The 17,461-nt window shown below is 58.6% G+C and carries 14 protein-coding genes; 10 read left to right on the forward strand and 4 right to left on the reverse strand.

All coding sequences use genetic code 11. From position 1 onward, the window contains the following. Positions 1-350 precede the first annotated feature (350 nt). The 4 genes from CR152_RS00225 to CR152_RS32595 are packed head-to-tail and all read left to right on the forward strand — an operon-like array spanning position 351 to position 5,522. Positions 351-1,553: a DNA cytosine methyltransferase gene (locus tag CR152_RS00225; RefSeq protein ID WP_157778253.1), complete on the forward strand. Its 1,203-nt coding sequence runs from the start codon at positions 351-353 to the stop codon at positions 1,551-1,553. After that, positions 1,550-2,518 (forward strand): phosphoribosyltransferase-like protein, encoded by a 969-nt coding sequence (locus CR152_RS00230; RefSeq protein ID WP_099872696.1) that lies wholly within the window; start codon positions 1,550-1,552, stop codon positions 2,516-2,518. Before CR152_RS00225 ends, CR152_RS00230 begins: the two co-directional genes overlap by 4 nt. Continuing rightward, positions 2,515-4,539 (forward strand): ORC-CDC6 family AAA ATPase, encoded by a 2,025-nt coding sequence (locus CR152_RS32590; RefSeq protein ID WP_157778254.1) that lies wholly within the window; start codon positions 2,515-2,517, stop codon positions 4,537-4,539. The genes CR152_RS00230 and CR152_RS32590 overlap by 4 nt, the downstream gene beginning before the upstream one ends. Positions 4,540-4,541: 2 nt before the next feature. Beyond that, on the forward strand, positions 4,542-5,522 hold the full coding sequence (locus tag CR152_RS32595; RefSeq protein WP_157778255.1) for a hypothetical protein: 981 nt from the start codon (positions 4,542-4,544) through the stop codon (positions 5,520-5,522). Positions 5,523-5,811: 289 nt separating this feature from the next. Here CR152_RS32595 and CR152_RS00240 read toward each other — a convergent pair whose 3' ends face one another. After that, positions 5,812-6,096, reverse strand: coding sequence for an AAA family ATPase (locus CR152_RS00240; protein WP_229413227.1), 285 nt, complete (start codon positions 6,094-6,096; stop codon positions 5,812-5,814). 256 nt (positions 6,097-6,352) lie between these two features. On the opposite strand from CR152_RS00240, the gene CR152_RS00245 reads away from it, so the two are divergent. From CR152_RS00245 to CR152_RS00270, 6 genes are all read left to right on the forward strand, one after another. After that, positions 6,353-6,964 carry a DUF2760 domain-containing protein gene (locus CR152_RS00245; RefSeq protein WP_099872701.1) on the forward strand — a complete coding sequence of 204 codons (612 nt, stop codon included), beginning with the start codon at positions 6,353-6,355 and terminating at the stop codon, positions 6,962-6,964. Continuing rightward, the gene (locus tag CR152_RS00250) at positions 6,961-8,802 is read left to right on the forward strand and encodes an Hsp70 family protein (protein ID WP_099872703.1); all 1,842 of its coding nucleotides are present in this window, start codon (positions 6,961-6,963) and stop codon (positions 8,800-8,802) included. The genes CR152_RS00245 and CR152_RS00250 overlap by 4 nt, the downstream gene beginning before the upstream one ends. An 8-nt stretch (positions 8,803-8,810) precedes the next feature. Further along, the gene (locus CR152_RS00255; protein WP_099872705.1) at positions 8,811-11,648 is read left to right on the forward strand and encodes an Hsp70 family protein; all 2,838 of its coding nucleotides are present in this window, start codon (positions 8,811-8,813) and stop codon (positions 11,646-11,648) included. 83 nt (positions 11,649-11,731) lie between these two features. Continuing rightward, complete coding sequence (locus CR152_RS00260; RefSeq protein WP_099872708.1) at positions 11,732-13,531, forward strand: hypothetical protein; 1,800 nt, start codon at positions 11,732-11,734, stop codon at positions 13,529-13,531. Between the two features lie 138 nt (positions 13,532-13,669). Next, positions 13,670-14,002 (forward strand): HNH endonuclease, encoded by a 333-nt coding sequence (locus CR152_RS34780; RefSeq protein ID WP_099872711.1) that lies wholly within the window; start codon positions 13,670-13,672, stop codon positions 14,000-14,002. Positions 14,003-14,095: 93 nt separating this feature from the next. Next, on the forward strand, positions 14,096-15,175 hold the full coding sequence (locus CR152_RS00270; protein ID WP_099872713.1) for a phospholipase A: 1,080 nt from the start codon (positions 14,096-14,098) through the stop codon (positions 15,173-15,175). A gap of 100 nt (positions 15,176-15,275) precedes the next feature. Here the strand turns inward: CR152_RS00270 and CR152_RS00275 are convergent, their stop codons facing one another. From CR152_RS00275 to CR152_RS00285, 3 genes are read right to left on the reverse strand one after another with little or no spacing between them, the layout of a single operon-like run. After that, positions 15,276-16,040, reverse strand: a complete 765-nt coding sequence (locus CR152_RS00275) for a hypothetical protein (RefSeq protein ID WP_099872716.1) — start codon at positions 16,038-16,040, stop codon at positions 15,276-15,278. Between the two features lie 45 nt (positions 16,041-16,085). Beyond that, positions 16,086-16,874: a DUF2491 family protein gene (locus CR152_RS00280; RefSeq protein ID WP_167399853.1), complete on the reverse strand. Its 789-nt coding sequence runs from the start codon at positions 16,872-16,874 to the stop codon at positions 16,086-16,088. A 1-nt stretch (position 16,875) separates the two neighbouring features. Further along, positions 16,876-17,451, reverse strand: coding sequence for a hypothetical protein (locus CR152_RS00285; protein ID WP_099872719.1), 576 nt, complete (start codon positions 17,449-17,451; stop codon positions 16,876-16,878). Between the last annotated feature and the right edge of the window lie 10 nt (positions 17,452-17,461).

Consider the following 17,461-nt stretch of genomic DNA (forward strand, 5'->3'; position numbering starts at 1 on the left):
TGGGAACAGCAATCTGGCGAAGAAACGAGAGGCTCATGCAGAAACGCATGGGCCTCTTTCATTTCTAGAATTCTACCAAAGGACAAGTGCTTCGCCTTTCAATGTCAAATGGTTAATACTCAATTAGGTTATTGAATGGACAACCGCGCGGACCTTTAGTAAGACTCTGCAAGCTGGCCAACACTTTCAAAGCTTAGAATATAGACATCGGGTTTGCATGCCGTTCCTCAGCTAAGGGATTTCCGAAAGGAAATCGTCTTGGCTAAAAACTAAATTTTAACTAACGTTCCTTTGGAATGCCTCCTAAGCTATACTGCTTGGCACATGGCTTATATACGAGGGGTACGACGTTGGGCAACAAGAGGTTAACGGCTGTTAGCCTGTTCTCAGGGTGCGGTGGTCTAGACAGCGGGTTTGAGGCCGCTGGCTTTCGCATTCTGAGCGCACATGACATTGATCCTGTAGCGGTACAGAACTATAACAACAATCTCGTCCCTGTCGGCGTAGTGTCGGATATCTCATCCAAGGAATTCACCATACCGAGTGGTGTTGATGTCGTTATTTCAGGATCTCCATGCCAAGGTTTCTCCTTAGTGGGGAAACGGAACGTCCTAGATCCTCGCAACTCATTGTTGTTAACGTCTTGCGAACTTGTTCGTAAGGCCTCTCCTCGCGCAGCAATATTCGAAAATGTCCCCGGTGCCTTGGCTGGCGCACATAAAGAGATTTGGGACAATGGCGTCAAGATATTGCAAAGTGCTGGCTATCGCGTTCACTACGAAACTATCGCCATGAACGACTATGGTGTAGCGCAAATGCGCAAACGGGTTTTTCTGATCGCGTTTAAGGACAGAGACCCATTTTCTTTGAGCGATACTCTGCGCCCTGTCACTCCCCCATCTTTGCGTGACGTGTTGGACTCAGCTCATCGAGTTGGGTCAGGCGACTTGTTCTTGCCCATGGCCCCTGGAAGCTTGGACTGGCGAATTGCGGAGCGGATTGGACCTGGACGAAAGCTCTGCGACGTTCGTGCTGGAGAGCGGAGCGTACATAGCTGGGAAATCCCAGAAGTGTTTGGCGAAACTTCGTCTGAGGAAAAGGAGTTGCTGATTTCTATTTTGAAGCTAAGGCGGCAGTTGCGTCGGAGAGAAAACGGAGACGCCGATCCAGTTGATATTGCTGTTTTGACAAAACTCCACGGTAAGGGAGTTGTAAAAAAAACCGCTCAGCTTGTTGAAAAGAATTTCCTCACATTTGATGGGAATTATGTTGACCTCAGGCGACGTTTCAACGGCAAATATCGCCGTTTCTCTTGGGACGCGCCAAGTTACACGGTTGATACCAACTTCGGCAATCCACGTTATTTCCTTCACCCTAGCGAACATAGGGGATTTTCGGTGCGGGAGGCCGCGAGGATCCAGAGCTTCCCGGATACATTCGACTTTTCGGGATCCATCAGAGACCAATTTAAGGTTATTGGCAACGCCGTACCGCCTGCCATATCTGTATTGTTGGCTCAGCAGTTGAAAGCTGCTTTATATAGCAAATTATGAACCGCATATTCGATGAGTGGCAGTCCCATCAAGATCGAGAAATACTTTGCTCTCAGTTAATGGAGAAGTATGGCCTTTACGCAAAGAAACTTTTCGCGAATTATGAGCCGCTCATCATTTCCAATTCCGACTCTGTCCCGAGAGATTTTTTTCAGCGACTAGACCTTTGGCTGAAAAACTTTGCGAACGACGACGATCGATGGGAAGCATTCCAGCTAATAGATGATATATTTTATGTTGGTCGTCACGAGCTCGTTGAATTGTATCGCGTGGCATTCGAAATGACCGTGCCAAATTGGGTTGCCGAAGTTCACAATTTCGATCTGCGAAGCAAGAATATTATTGCCGAATTAAAGAATACCGTCGCGAAAACATGGTTCTGTCCAATTACAGATAGCCTGAGAATTAGCGCGTTTAGACACGTCAATCATATCGAGCAACCTGAATATTTTCCGGATTGGAGGTCTTTGGAGAGGTTTGGTTCTGAGACTGCAATCAAGGATTATATTAGAGACCAGAAATTTAAGCAAGTTGTGCTTATTGAAGATTTCGTGGGATCTGGTACCCAAATTACGCCGGCAGTAGAATTTGCAAAACGGATTAGTGAGGTTCCTGTATTAATTGTTCCACTAATTATCGGATCTAAAGGATGTGACACGCTACAGCAGCTGGCGGATAAGAGTGAGGGGAAAATACAGTTTAAGCCAGTGGTAGTGCTGAGCGGCGATTGTGTCGTCACGCGTTTAGCGGCGATTCCTGAACTCGCTACTTCTACAAGAGCCAGAAAGATGGTTGAGCTATACGCTCAGTCCACCGGCGACAAAAAAGCTTATGGCTTTGAAGATGAGCAAGGATATCTTTTTGTTTCTGAGGCGAATTGTCCGAACAATACGATCAGGCCCATACACTCCGAATCTAAATGGAGTCCTCTTTTCCCGCGGTCGGGGCGACGGAAGCTGAAATGAACTTCTCAATAAACCCATTCGCAGAATCGACCATCGCTGAACATATCCAGTCGGAAGAGTTCGTCCAGATTTTCAGTCCGGCTATTATTAATTCTGCTCAAGAGCTTTTTCGGCCCGGAAATGTGATCTTAAGGGGCGCGCCAGGTAGCGGAAAAAGTATGCTTTTAACGCTTCTAAAACCTGAAACGCAAGCCGCGTATGCTGATTCAGGGCAAGATTTCCCGATTCCTGCGAGGGTAGCAACGTACCTAGGTGCTGGAATTAATCTAGCTAGGGCCGGCGCTCAAGATATCGGCACCCGTTTATCAAGGAATGCCACTGCACAGGATAAACAGCGGCTGGCAGGTATTTTTGGCGATTTCATCAATTATTATGTGACACGTGACCTTCTTCGTTCAGTTCAAACGGTAGTCGAGAAGGGTGAGCCTAAATTAAATGCAATGACAGGTGTGCAGCCAGGGGCTTCAGCGAATTTAGACCAAGTGGCTATTAATCTTGCAAAGGATCCCTGCTGGGGTGGTTATTTGCCTATACCGTCATCCTTTGATAATTTGCTTCATTTGCTTGAAGACCGATTGAAAATTTATCGATCCTATTTTAACTTCGCAACTGACCTGTTGCCTGAGGCTGTAAGCAATTCCATCACGTCGATTGGTGAGCCGATAGCGGTTGCTGCTCAATGTCTAAGGCAATGTGGAGTGATTGGAGACGCCACAAGTGTTTTCATTCGAATAGATCAGCTAGAAGAGTTATATTACCTGGAGAAGAAATTCGATCTAGGTGTTATGTTTCGGCAAGTGGTTAATAAAGCGCTAGCTATGCGCGACCCCCGCGTGTCCTATCGAATTGGCGTCCGTGGATTTGCTTGGGAAGAGCAGCTTACGGTGTATGGCTCTGCGGCGCGACTGGAACAAGGGCGTGACTTTTCGGTTGTCGACCTTGATGTTATTTTTAAGAGATCCGAGAATTCGAAGACTTGGATATTTAAGAGCCTCGCCGCGGATGTTTTTAAGAGGCGGTTAATTGCAGCGCATCTCGATGTAGGGAAGGATGATGCCGCTAATATAATGAAGGCAGTTTTGGGAAAGGGAATTTCTCATGATATGCTTTCGCAGCTCTATGCAGGCAAGGCCCCAGATAAAACCCTGGATTTGGACGAACAATGGCCACAGCCTTGGAAGAGTTTCCTGGAAGATCTTGTGAAGAGGTCACCACTTGAAGCAAAATTTGCCGAGGCATGGTCGCGGCAAAGGGGTAAGGGCGATGTGGTTCGGATGGGGTTTGATCCCGGCTCACCGCCGTGGGGAAAATACTACTGGAGGAAAGAACGGAACGATCAAGCGCTAATGCAAATAGCTGCGAAGTCCAAGGCACGCTTGGTATGGTCTGGGGTTGAAGATGTTATAGGATTGAGTGGCGGCAATACGCTGTGCTTTATTACGGTTTGCAAATTTATATGGCAAGCTTGGTTGCGTACGCCTCAAGCGAGCCGCTATCCGAATGGCAAACTCCCACAGATTGAACCTTCAGTGCAAGCGACAGGTATATTCGATGCCAGCCGTACATGGTTTGAGAATGTAATTTCTCAAGGTCATAATGGCGATACACGTCGACGGTTGATTCAAATGTTGGGAATTTGGTTTAGTAAAGAAATGGGGGGAGATCGTGCTATGTCCAATCCAGGGCATAACGGATTTTCCCTAACGACTGATGACATCGAGTCCGATCAGGAAATCCGCCGTGTATTGGCTTTCGCCGTGGATTTTGGTGATCTCTTTGAAGGGCCTCATACAACCAAGCTCGCCGATAAGAAACCAAGACGCAAATGGTATTTATCTCCAATACTTTGTCCTTACTTTAGAATTCCACACATTCGAACGAAGGAACCGATTTATACAAATGTATCGGATCTTCGTCGGCGCATCGAGGCGGCGGAGGTGTTGATTGGCAATGGCAGTGGCTATAAATCACAACAAGCGCCTGTTGAAGTCGCACAGTTGAATTTATTCGACAAGGAATAGCTATGCGCAGACCTTGGGGGCATATAGATAGGTGGTTCACTGGCGATGTGGCCAGACATTGGGACTTTATCGGGACTTGTGGCTTTGAAGATCGTTCTACTACTGCACTTGAATTAATGAAACAGTACGTCAAGAACTCGATTTTCTTGAAGCTTGATCCGGCTTCTCCGCGGTTAAAGGAAGAGGTGGTAGGGAAAATTGAAAAAAATTCGAAGAAAATAGTCAGAATATTTCCAGCTATCAAATTTTTTGAGGCTGAGCTTTTGGATCCACCTCAAGATTTTATTGACATGATCGACGATTGGCTGGCAACTGGCCCAAAAAAAATCGTCATAGACATGTCGGCCATGCCGAAGCGATTTTTTGTTGTACTTCTGAAAAGAATATTAGGAAATAAAGGTGTTGAAGAGGTTCTAGTTACATATACCATTCCCGAGAGATACACGGCTAGTCCACTTGCAGAAGATCAAGCCCCTGTCCGTACGTTCCAAGCATTTTCAAAGGAGAGCTTGGTCGATGTTCAGTTGGAACATGTTGTGGTTGGCCTTGGTTACATGGCATTTGATCTCACGAACGTACTAGACTCAACTGGATACCAGCCTAAAACTAGCGTATTGTTCCCTTTTCCTCCTGGCGCTCCGAGCTTCCAGCGGAATTGGAAACTGCTAAATAACTTGTTTGGCACTGGCGAAGAATTTCCTGAGCCAATTCGAATCGACTCTCGGGATGTTTCCTATGCATTCGACGTAATAGATGATATCACTAGCGCTGGTACAGAGGCCTGCCTACTTCTTCCATTCGGACCTAAACCGCATTCGTTGGCGATGATATTGCATTCCATATATCGAAATAGCGAGGTTAGATATACACAACCAACTTTCTATCACCCAGACTATAGTACAGGTGTAAAAAAAATTGCAGGGAGGGAAGAAGTTTATGTGTACGCGATCCGACTAGATAGCGTTAATCTGTTCGCAGATTAAACCCCTCTGCGCACCGAAATGAACGAAACTTTTATAAAAAATTGGCAGAAATTTTGCAAAGGCTAGGAAACTGTTGCCGGTTGCCGAGCAGGAGCCAGCGATTTTTCAATTCCCAGACCCGTAGAGTCCCCGGCTTGACGCCCACCCGTGACGCATACCGTGCAATCAGTTGCCGCAGTTGCTCATAGCCCAATCTCCGGTACATGGCGCGCATGAGCTCATCGGCCTTGTCGACCTGAGTCCGGCTTAAAACCAACCGGTCGCCTTCTTGGTATAAGGGTCGAAGTTGCTAAAGAAAAGTAAGCGAGCCAGGCTTCCGAGCCGCAGCATGCTGCGGTAAATATGTGCAGCGGGGTCGGCACAGCAGACACCGGGCATCAGGCCCACCGCTTTTGGCGACATAGTAGTTCAACTCGCTCGCCATCAGGCGCGCCAACATGCGGAAAAAACTGATGAAGTTGCTCTTTCCTGCGCCATTAGCGCCAATCAGCACATTCAGATTGCTAAGCCTGAGCTTTTCCAATGAGCGAATTGACTTGTAGCCGCGAATAGTAATTTTATCGATAGAATTCATGCTGTATCATTCTTGAGGCGTGATGAGAACATCATAGCGCAGGCGCCCTTCTACCGCAGCTGCCGTCCGCGCAGGCTGTTTTTTGCGTTGATGACACAGAGTGGCATTAACCAGCGTCGTAGCCAAATGATTTATACTGCCGCGCAGCATAAATTTAGGCCCTACACAGCATACAATCCCGGTTCCGGCCCTGTGGCACCTTTGCCCGGCCAACCCTATCAGTCCGACACACAGCCGGCACACTCAGGAGTAATTGATGATCGACTCGACGCCAGACTCGAATCACCCGTCCCCGGACAACAACCCGCCTTCTTTCCTCCGCCGCATTCCGATCGCTTTCGGCGCATTCTTCGGCGCGCTGTCGGATGCCGACTTCGCCGGCCGGGTTGAGCGCGTGCGTCATGGCAGCATCCCCGCGCCAACGCCCGCCCCTGCACCAGTCGCCCCGGTGGCCGCCGCACCAGCGCCAGCCCCCAAGCCAGCCGCTCCCACGCCAGACACCGCCCTGCAGCTGCTGTCCCTGCTCCAGCGCGATGCGCGCCTGATCGACTTCACCCAGGAAAACCTGAGCGGCTTCTCCGACGCCGACATCGGCGCCGCCGCGCGCGTGGTCCACGAAGGCTGCGCCAAGGTACTGCGCGAACACTTCACCATCGTCCCCGTGCGCGACGAAGCCGAAGGCAGCCGCGTCACCCTGAACGACGGCTTCGACGCCCGCGCGGTACGCCTGACCGGCAACGTGGTCGGCAAGGCCCCGTTCAACGGCAGCATCAGCCATCGCGGCTGGCGCGCGGCGGACGTCCGCCTGCCCACTCTGGCCGCCGGCCACGACGCCACCGTGGTGGCCCAGGCGGAGGTGGAACTGTGAGCAACGCCTACTTCTCGATCGGCATCGATCTCGGCACCACCCACTGCGCCCTGGCCTATGTGGACCTGACCGCCAGCGATGGCGAGAAAACCAGCCACGGCGTGCTCGACATTCCCCAACTGGTCGATGCCGGCGCGGTCGGCAATGGCCACCTGCTGCCCTCCTTCCTGTACATGCCGCACGGCGATGAATTGCCGCCCGGCGCGCTGAACCTGCCATGGACCAGCACGCAAGACTACGCCGTCGGCGAATTCGCCCGCGCGCGCGGTGCCCAGACGCCGATCCGCCTGGTGTCGAGCGCCAAGAGCTGGCTGTGCCATCCCGGCGTCGACCGCCGCGCAGCCATCCTGCCGAGCGACGCGCCACCGGAAGTGACCAAGCTCTCGCCGCTGGAAGCGTCCACCCGCTACCTGGCGCACCTGCGCAACGCGTGGAACGCGGCCCATCCGGAAGCCCCATTCGACGAGCAGGACATCACCGTCACCATTCCTGCCTCGTTCGACCCGGCCGCACGCGAGCTGACCGTGGAAGCGGCCAAGGCCGCCGGCTACGTCAACCTGACCCTGCTGGAAGAGCCGCAAGCGGCGCTCTACAACTGGATCCAGAACAGCGGCGGACGCTGGCGCAAGGATGCCAAGCCGGGCGACATCATCCTCGTTATCGACGTGGGCGGCGGCACCAGCGACTTTTCGCTGGTCACCGTCCTGGAGCGCGACGGCAACCTGGAACTGCACCGCATCGCCGTGGGCGACCACATCCTGCTCGGCGGCGACAATATGGACCTGGCGCTGGCCCACCTGGTGGCGCGCAAGGTCGCCGCCACCGGCACCCAGCTGGACGCCTGGCAAATGCGCGCGCTGGCCTATGCTTGCCGCGCGGCCAAGGAAAACCTGCTCAGCGATGCGCAACTGGCCACCCAGCCCATCGTCGTGCCAAGCCGCGGCTCCAAGCTGATCGGCGGTTCGATCCGCACCGAGCTGACCCAGGAAGAAGTGCGCGCCACCATCCTCGAAGGCTTCTTCCCGCAAGTGGAAGCGGCCGCCCGTCCGGTCAGCCGCCCGCGCGGTGGTCTGGTCCAGCTGGGCCTGCCGTACGCGCAGGATGCCGGCGTCACCCGCCACCTGGCCGCTCTGCTGGGACGCCAGACCAACGCAACGGCCGAGCTGGAAGGCTTCGCCGGCAAGACCAGCGACGGCGCCAGCTTCCTGCACCCGACCGCCGTGCTGTTCAACGGCGGCGTGTTCAAGTCCGACGTACTGGCCGAACGTACCCTCACCACTTTGAACGACTGGCTGGCCGGCGAAGGCGCGGAACCTGCGCGCATGCTCACCGGCGCCGACCTCGACCTGGCAGTGGCGCGCGGCGCCGCGTACTACGGCTACGTGCGGCGCGGCAAAGGCATCCGCATCCGCGGCGGGACGGCGCGTGCCTACTACGTCGCCATCGAATCGTCGATGCCAGCCGTGCCCGGCTTCGAGCCGCCGATCCAGCTGCTGTGCGTGGCGCCGTTCGGCATGGAAGAAGGCATCGAAGCGCAACTCAAGACCCAGCAGTTCGGTCTGGTGGTCGGGCACGCCATCACCCTGCGTTTCTTCGGCTCGTCGGTACGGCGCCAGGACCGCCTGGGCGACCTGCTCGACTTCTGGCATCCGGACGACATGCAGGAAGTTGGCGAAATCCAGGCCACCCTGCCTGCTGAAGGACGCCAGGCGGGCGACGTGGTCGCGGTGACCCTGGCCGCCGTCGCCACCGATACCGGCACCTTGGAACTGGTGGCGCAAGCCGTCCAGGGCGAAGAGCGCTGGAGGGTGGAGTTCGACGTGCGCGGCAACAGCTAGGGCACGGCGTGGCGCGCCAGTACATCGTCGGCATCGACCTCGGTACCACCAATACCGTGGTGGCGTACGCGCCCATCGATGCGCAGGCGGACGGGCGCGCCGCCATCACTCTGTTCGAGATCGAGCAACTGGTAGCGCCCGGCCAGGTGGCTGCCTTGCCGCTGCTGCCGTCGGTGCGCTACCACCCGGCCGATGGTGAGTTACCGGCGGCCGATGTGCGGCTGCCGTGGCCGCAAAATAATAGCGAGGCGCAGCCGGTCGTCATCGGCCAGCTCGCGCGCCGGCTCGGTGCGCAAGTGCCGGGCCGCATGGTGGCCAGCGCCAAAAGCTGGCTGTCGCACACCGCGGTGGACCGCCTGGCGGCTATCCTGCCGTGGGGCGCCGCGCCCGATGTGGCCAAGGTCTCGCCGGTGGCGGCCAGCGCCAGCTATCTGGCTTACCTGCGGGCAGCGTGGAACAGCAAGTTTCCCGATCATCCCCTGGAGCAGCAAGAACTGGTGCTGACGGTCCCGGCGTCGTTCGACGAAGGCGCGCGCGCGCTGACCCTGAGCGCGGCGCGGCAGGCCGGACTGCATCAACTGCGCTTGCTGGAAGAGCCGCAGGCGGTCTTCTACGACTGGCTGTTCCGCCATCGCGGCGAACTGGCCGGGGAACTGGCGCAAACGCGCATGGTGCTGGTGTGCGACGTCGGCGGCGGCACCACCGACCTGAGCCTGATCAAGGTCGACCTGCACGATGGCCAGCCGCAACTGACGCGCATCGGCGTGGGCAACCACGTGATGCTCGGCGGCGACAACATGGACCTGGCGCTGGCCCATGTGACCGAAGCGAAAATGGCGCAGATGGCCGGCACCGATCAGCCGCGCACGCATCTGTCGGCCAGTGCCCTCTCTCAATTGATGGAACGCTGCCGCGCCGCCAAGGAACAATTGCTGGCGGCCGACGCGCCCGAACAGGCGCAAGTGACCTTGCTGGGCTCCGGCTCGCGCATGATCGGCGGCATGCGTTCGGTGGCGCTGACGCGCGATGAAGTCGGCAGCATCATCGTCGATGGCTTTTTCCCGCTGGTGGCGGCTACCGACCGCGTGCAGCAAGGCCGCGCCGGCATCGTCGAGTTCGGCTTGCCGTACGCGCGCGATCCGGCGGTCACCCGTCACATCGCCGATTTTTTGCAGCAGCATGCCAGCGCACTGCAAGCGGCGCAGGAAGACGGCACGACCATGCCCGATACCCTGCTGCTCAACGGCGGCGTGTTCCGCGCCGATGCGCTGGTCGAGCGCTTGCAGGAAACCTTGGGCAGTTGGCGTGGCGCGCCCTTGCGCCTGCTGCACAACGACAATCCGGACGTGGCCGTGGCCCGTGGCGCGGTGGCGTATGCCCTGTCGCTGCAGGGCCAGGCGCCGCGCATCGATGCCGGTGCGGCGCGCAGCTATTTCCTGGTGCTCGACGAGGCCGGCACGGGGCCCAAGCGCGGCATCTGCATCCTGCCGCGCGGCAGCGAAACCGGCCGTGAAATCCTGCTCAAGGACCGTACCTTCGCCCTGCGTCTCGGACAGCCGGTGCGCTTTCACGTGATGACGTCCAATGCCGATGGCGCCGATGCGCCGCCCGCGCCAGGTGAACTGGTCGACCTCGACGACCCGAAATACGTGCGCCTGCCGCCGATTGCGACCGTGCTGCACGCGGCCGACGGCAAGGTCAAGCCGGCGGGCAGCAAACAGGAAACCGCCGTGCAACTGGCCACCGCGCTAACCGAGGTCGGCACCTTGGAAATGCACTGCGTCAACCTGACCGATGCCGGCCAGCGCTGGCTGCTGGAATTCGACCTGCGGCACGACAACGCGGCGGCCGAGAACGACAAGACGGAGGCTGCGCCGTCGCCGCAACTGACGGCCGCCATCGACAAGATCGACCGCATTTTCGGCAAGAGCGGGCAGCAGGTGACGGCCAAGGAAGTCAAGCAGCTGCGCGCGCAACTGGAGCAACTGCTGGGTGACCGCGAGCAATGGCACACGCCACTGCTGCGCCAGTTGTTCGACGCCTTGTGGCAGCGCGCGCGCGGACGGCGCCGCTCCGCCGAGCATGAACGGGTGTGGCTGAACCTGACCGGCTACTGCCTGCGTCCGGGCTTCGGCTACGCACTCGACGAATGGCGCCTGGAGCAGCTATGGCCCCTGTTCGAGGCCGGCGTGCGCCATGCCGACGACAAGCAGGCGCGCGCGGAATGGTGGACCCTGTGGCGCCGCGTCGCGGGCGGGCTGGGCGCTACCGAGCAGCTGCGCCTGCTCGATGACTTCGCCTTCAATCTCCAGACGAATAAGGAGGGCGGCGACGCTGGCGGCACCGTGGTGGCCGGCAGCGATGACGACATGCTGCGCCTGGGCGCCTCGCTCGAACGCATTCCGGTCGATTACAAGGCGGAAATCGGCGGTTGGCTGCTGGAGCGCATCCAGGCGGCGCCCGCCACGCCGGGCAAGGACAGCACCAGCGCCAGCCGCTACCTGTGGGCGCTGGGGCGCATCGGCGCGCGCCAGCCTTTCCACGGCAGCACGCACGACGTGGTGCCGACCGAGGTGGTGGAAGGCTGGCTCGATGCCATCCTGGCGCTCGACTGGAAGCGGGTCGAGTCGGCCGCCTTTGCCGCCGTGCACCTTGCGCGCATGACCGACGACCGTTCGCGCGACCTGCCGCTTGCATTGCGCGAACGGATCGTGCAGCGGCTGGTGGCGATCAACGCGCCTCCGGCGACCATCACCATGGTGCAGCAGGTGGTGCAGCTCGACCAGGCGACCGAACGCTGGATTCTGGGCGAATCGCTGCCGCCGGGACTTAAGCTGATTGCCTGATGCGCACGCTCGCCATGCTTGACCCAAGGCGTATATATGTCATGCTGACGTCCTCGTTTATCTTCCCTACGCAAATGAATACATTGCCCGACGCACTGAGCAGCCTCACTGTCGAACAACTCAAGTCGCTGCTTGCCAACTTTCCCGATGCCGTGAAAATCGGACGCAAGGACGTCCTGATCGCTGCCCTGCTGGAGCAGATGTCGGACGCGGGCCTGCCACGCGTCTGGACGATGCTCGATCCCTGCCAGCAACTTGCGGTACGGGAAGCGGCCTATGATGTCCAGGGGCATTTCGATGAGCGCCGTTTTACCGCGAAGTACGGGCAAGCGCCGCGTTTTTACCATGATCCGAAGCACCCGTACGGCCGCGGTCCCACGACAGTGCTGAGCCTGTTTCTGTTCGAGCATGGCGACACGCGCACGATGCCCGCGCAGTTACGCCTGCGCGTGGCGGCCTTGTTCCCGGCACCCGTGCCCAACGCGCTGGCGAGCCTTGCCTCCTTGCCGGAGCCCGGGCCGGAGCTCAAAGCGCAAGCCGACGGCGACGCCGACGCCGATGTCATGCCGCTAACGCAGCGCAATACCTCGCCCGATGCGCTCTACGAGGTAGTGGCCATGCTGCGCATGGCGGATCAAAAACTGATCGCGGTCAGCGACAAAACACGCATGCCGGGGACAGCCGCCTTGCGTGCGATTGAAGCCAAGCTCGCCGGCGCCGATTTCTACGGACCGGACGCCGAAGCCAGCCCCAGGCATTCGGATCAGCGGATCGGACCGATCAAGGCGGTCGCCTGGCCGCTGCTGCTACAGGCAAGTGGCCTGGCCGAACTTCATGGCAGCAAGCTCGGCTTGACCACGGCCGGCATCAAGGCCTTGCAAGCGGCGCCGGCCGACGTGCTGCGTGGCATCTGGCGCGGCTGGCTGGCATCGACCTTGTTCGACGAGTTCAACCGGATCGACGAAATCAAGGGCCAGAAGGGCAGGGGCCGCCTTACGCCAGTCAAGCCGCGCCGGGCCATCGTCGGCCAATTCCTGCAACGCTGTCCGCCAGCGCGCTGGGTCGAGGTCGATGAATTGTCGCGTTTCATGAAGGCTGAGGGCGCGCCGCTCTCCGTGGCCGAGGATCCCTGGTCGCTTTACCTGTGCGACGCAAATTACGGTGCCTTGGGTTATTCCCACGATGAGTGGGATACATTCGAGACACGCTATCTGCTATGCGTGCTGTTCGAGTATTGCGCAACCTTGGGCATGGTCGATGTCGCCTATTGTTCGCCGCACCACGCGCGCACGGAATTTCAATCCCTGTGGGGCGGTGCGGGTATGTCGCTGCTGTCGCGCTACGACGGCCTGATGTATTTCCGCTTGACCGATCTGGGCGCCTACTGCCTGGGCCTGAGCACAGCCTACGCGCCGCCCGCGCGCGCCGCGTCCTGCACGCTGTCGGTCAGCGCCAACCTGCAGATCAGTGTGACCGGCGGCAGCCTGTCCGCCGACGAAAGCCTGCTGCTGGAGAACTGGGCCAACCGCGAAAGCGCGCAGCTGTGGCGCCTCGACCGCGAGAAAACCATGATCGCCGTCGAACGCGGCCAGGATACGGCGCCGCTGGAAGCGTTCTTGCGGTCACGCGACAGCCAGCCGCTGCCGGTGCAGGTGGAAGCCTTCCTGCGCGCCTGTAACAAGGGCGGCAAGGCGATGCAGGTGATAGGCAGCAGCTTGCTGATCGAATGCGTCGATGCGGAAACGGCCGAGCTGATCGCGCGGCATCAAGACACGGCGCCGCTGTGCATGCGTGCGGGCAAGCAGCACCTGGTGGTCCAGGTCAAGCACGACACGCGCTTTCGCAAGGCGGCACGCGCGCTCGGGTACGGCATCCGCGAATAATCGCCGCGCACATTGCAGTCACCGAAAATTTGTATAGGGGAAATTGAACGCCTGATACACTGGCCGCCCGAGGCGTCGACCAAGAGTGCGGATTGGACCGACGAGGAATTGGCCGCAGCCGTGCGCGCTTACGTGGCAATGCTGCGTAGCGAGCTGGCTGTCAAGGCCTGGGTGCTCAAGGTCGCCGACGGCATTTGCGAAGGCTGCGACATGCCGGCACCGTTCACGGGCACCGATGGTTTTCCGTATCTGGAAGTGCACCACATCATGCCGCTCGCCAGCCACGGCTCGGATACACCGTCGAACACCGGCGCGCTGTGTCCAAATTGCCACAGACGCTGCCATCTGGCCCTCGACCGCGACGAATTCCGGCTGGCGCTATACGAAAAAATCGACCGCCTCGTGCTGGAACTGCCGGAGCCGCCGCTGCACGACACCGCCATCTATATCGATGACGCAAGCGACATCTGATGCAGTCCTGCAACACATAAATACATGCAGCGCGACATTTTTTCTGATATTGCGCTACAGTAACCACCCTTTGTCATTTTAGAAACATCCCACATGCACGCCGCCCGACTGCCCCTCCTCCTGACCACCCTTTTCATCTCCGCTGGCGCCGCCCAGGCAGGCGAGCTCGAACAGCAAATGCTGCGCTGCTCCGTGCTTGGCGATCCGAGCGCGCGACTCGGGTGCTTTGACGCGCTCACCAAGGCCGCCACGGCCGACACCGTCGCCGGCAATCCAACGCCGGACGCGACTGTCGCCGCCCCAGCCGCCAAGAAGGGTGAGCCAGCCGAGCCGGCGACGCCGATCCCAGCCGTGGCATCGGCCACACCAGCGCCGCCGGAAACGCCGATTTCGCGTACCGAGCAGTTGTGGGAGCTGACCAAGGCGTCGCGCCGCGGCGTGTTTTCCTTCCGTCCGCACCGCGAGAATTACCTGCTGGTGGCCAACTACAGCACCTCGTCGAACGATGAGCCGTACCGCCATTTCACACCGGCCGGCTTGAAGACCAAGCGCGTCGAGCTGACTTATCAGCTGAGCCTGAAAATGAAGGCCGCCGAACAGGTTGCTGGTTTGCCGGTCGATATCTGGCTCGGCTACACGCAGCAGAGTTTCTGGCAGGCGTACAACCGCTCGCAATCGAGCCCGTTCCGCGAAACGAACTACCAGCCTGAAATCATGGCGGTCGTCCCGATTAACCAATCGTTCGCCGGGTTCAATCTGCGCTTCGTCAATTTTGGCCTGATTCACCAGTCGAACGGGCAGACCTCGACCCTGTCGCGCAGCTGGAACCGCTTGTACACCGAAGTCGGCATCGACCGTGGCAATTTTGCGATGAGCGCGCGCCTGTGGCGCCGTCTGGATAACGCCAAATCGAACAACGATAATGCGGACATTACCGACTTCCTGGCGCGCGGCGACGTGCGTGCCAGCTATCGCAAGGATGGCTACGAGTATTCGATCATGGCGCGCCGGAATATGTCGACCGACCATGGCGCGATCCAGGCGGCGATGTCGTATCCGCTCACGACCAACCTGAAAGGCTATGTCCAGCTGTTTTCCGGCTACGGACAAAGCCTGATCGACTATAACTATTCGCAGCGTTCGATCGGCGCCGGCTTTACCGTCGATTTCTGATCCGCGTTCAAGCGATGGAATAAAAAAAACGGCCTCGAAAGAGGCCGTTTTCATGTGTGCCGCAGCCGCCATACGCATGGCGGCCGGGTGATATCGCTACTTACACGGCGGCCGGCTTGCCCGACAGGCGCTGCAGGCGTTGCAGCGCGGTTTCGCCGCTGGTGTCGTTCTGCACCGACTTGCGGATCGCATCGATTTCCGCAGCCTGGTCGAGCGGCTTCTGGCCGATATCGGCGACGATGCGCATGCCTTCGGCTTCGTTGCTTACTTCCTGGGCACGGCGCGTCAGTGCGTTGAGCGCGGTCGAATTGCCTTTCATGCCGGTCAGGCCGGACAGTTGGCTCTGGCGCTCGGCGCGCATGGCTTGCAGATCCTTCTGCGCCTGGGCTGCTGCCAGCTGCTGCAGCGCTTTCTTGGCCTGGGCATCGAACTCGGCGAGCTGCTTGGACAGCGCATCGATGATCTTTTGCAGTTCGTCCATGTACGCCTTGGCGTCGGCTTCTTCCTGGATCTCTTGTGGCAGGCGGCTCTTGTTCGCTTCGAGTTCGTCGCAGAACATGGTCACGGTGGCTTCCGAAATCTTGCCCGCGGCCAGACGTTCGGCCAGCGTTTCCGTGGCTTTTTCGTCGTTGGCGATCAGCGCACGCAGGCTGACCACATCCTTGTGTTCCTTCTCGAAGGAGGAACGCGCCGATGCCAGCACTTGCGCGGTGGCGCGCAGGGTGTCGGCCAGACGGTCGCGGTCAGCCTCGGTCGCCGTTTCAGGGTCAAAATTGGCGATCGCTGACGATATACGGTCACCCAGCACGCCGAAGTGCTTCGAAATCAAACGCGCCGTCAGTCCCCATCCACTTGCATTGCTCATCTTGAATCCCTTTCGTTGTTAAGTAAGACTGCCTTTACCGAACCGTTATTGAATAACGACCCGTTCTTGCTCCACCGGTATGCCAATGACGAAATCGACATGGATACCGCGTTTTGAGTTATCGCCATTCACGCTGGAGATGATCTCCGTCGTGATCAGCAAATATTCGCTGCCGCCGGCCGCCAATTCGCGCACGTACGGCATGAAATACATTTCCTGCTTCAGACCCTGCACCCCGCCGGCATCATCGATCCGGGTTTCGGTGCCCTTGAACGGGGCCACGAACGTGGCGTTGCGGTCGCCCGCGTCGCGCACATAATCGAGGCGGTCGCTGTCGCCGAAAACCGTGGCCAGTTCATCCTCGCTCAAGCCCACGTCGTCGAGCTGCTCGCGCCACAAGGTGTAGGTCTGGTCGCCCAGGCCAAAGCCGGAACGGCCGGTGTAGGCATCCTGGTCTTCCGCCGTTTCCGGAATCACGCGCGCCAGCTGGGTGCAATACATGATCTCGGCCACCTTGCCATCTTTATCGGCGTACAGCTGCAAAAACTTTTCCTTGGCATCGTCGTCGCCCTTGGCCAGGTAATACCGATACAGCCCGCCCGCCAGATTGAGCTTGATCTGCGATACCGCCAGGATCAGCGTATCGGCATCGCGCGGCATGGCGATCAGCGAACCATTGGCCTGCGCCCGGATCAGGGGCGACATCTGCAGCTGGAGCATGCCGCCGATGCGCGCGCCGAGCGGCAAGCCTTCGTCTTCGCGCCGCGCTTTGCCATCGGCGCCATGGTTGCCGGCGATGCCGCGCATGTAATCGAATGCGTTCTTCCAGCCCATGTCAGTTCCTGTCAAAAGAATAGTTTGCCGTGCTTGGCGCTTTACCGCGCCGTAAAAACTTCCATCCCAGATAAGCCACCCACGCCAGCACCGACAGAATCACCAGCCAGACAAAGGTACGCAGCAGCGATTTACCGAGCGACCTTTCCGGCATCGCCTGGGACCCTGCCACCGGACCGGCGCTGGTGGCGCCGCTGCCCGGAACGGTACCAACCATCCCGCTATTGTTCGTATTACCCGGATAACCGCTGTTCGCATGCGAGTTGGACATCGACCGTCCCAGCAAGAAGCCGAGAATGGCATTGCCCATTCCGTTATTATTCTGCGGCACGATGATCGGTGCCGGCATCGAATTGCCGCCATACTGGCCATTCCGGCTGCCGTTGTACTGGCCGCTATTCGTATTCCCGTACTGCCCCGCATTGTTCGATCCGTACTGCCCGCCCGATGGCTGCGAGGACGGCACCGGCTTGATCTCGCGCGGCGCATTGGCCGCCTGCTCGGCCGCCCGGCGCGCCTCCAGCGTGCGCAAGGCATTGGCCTCGGCGTTGCCCTTGTCCAGGCGTTGCGACAGCACCGAACCCGAC

It is taken from the genome of Massilia violaceinigra (assembly GCF_002752675.1).
Classification (GTDB): Bacteria; Pseudomonadota; Gammaproteobacteria; order Burkholderiales; family Burkholderiaceae_D; genus Telluria_A; species Telluria_A violaceinigra.

What these genes read in the sequence shown, in the direction of transcription:
- CR152_RS00230 (WP_099872696.1), top strand. Translation starts at nt 1,550, where the DNA reads ATGAACCGCATATTCGATGAGTGGCAGTCCCATCAAGATCGAGAAATA.
- CR152_RS00270 (WP_099872713.1), top strand. Translation starts at nt 14,096, where the DNA reads ATGCACGCCGCCCGACTGCCCCTCCTCCTGACCACCCTTTTCATCTCC.
- CR152_RS32595 (WP_157778255.1), top strand. Translation starts at nt 4,542, where the DNA reads ATGCGCAGACCTTGGGGGCATATAGATAGGTGGTTCACTGGCGATGTG.
- CR152_RS34780 (WP_099872711.1), top strand. Translation starts at nt 13,670, where the DNA reads ATGCTGCGTAGCGAGCTGGCTGTCAAGGCCTGGGTGCTCAAGGTCGCC.
- CR152_RS32590 (WP_157778254.1), top strand. Translation starts at nt 2,515, where the DNA reads ATGAACTTCTCAATAAACCCATTCGCAGAATCGACCATCGCTGAACAT.
- CR152_RS00280 (WP_167399853.1), bottom strand. Translation starts at nt 16,874, where the DNA reads ATGGGCTGGAAGAACGCATTCGATTACATGCGCGGCATCGCCGGCAAC.
- CR152_RS00275 (WP_099872716.1), bottom strand. Translation starts at nt 16,040, where the DNA reads ATGAGCAATGCAAGTGGATGGGGACTGACGGCGCGTTTGATTTCGAAG.
- CR152_RS00240 (WP_229413227.1), bottom strand. Translation starts at nt 6,096, where the DNA reads ATGAATTCTATCGATAAAATTACTATTCGCGGCTACAAGTCAATTCGC.
- CR152_RS00245 (WP_099872701.1), top strand. Translation starts at nt 6,353, where the DNA reads ATGATCGACTCGACGCCAGACTCGAATCACCCGTCCCCGGACAACAAC.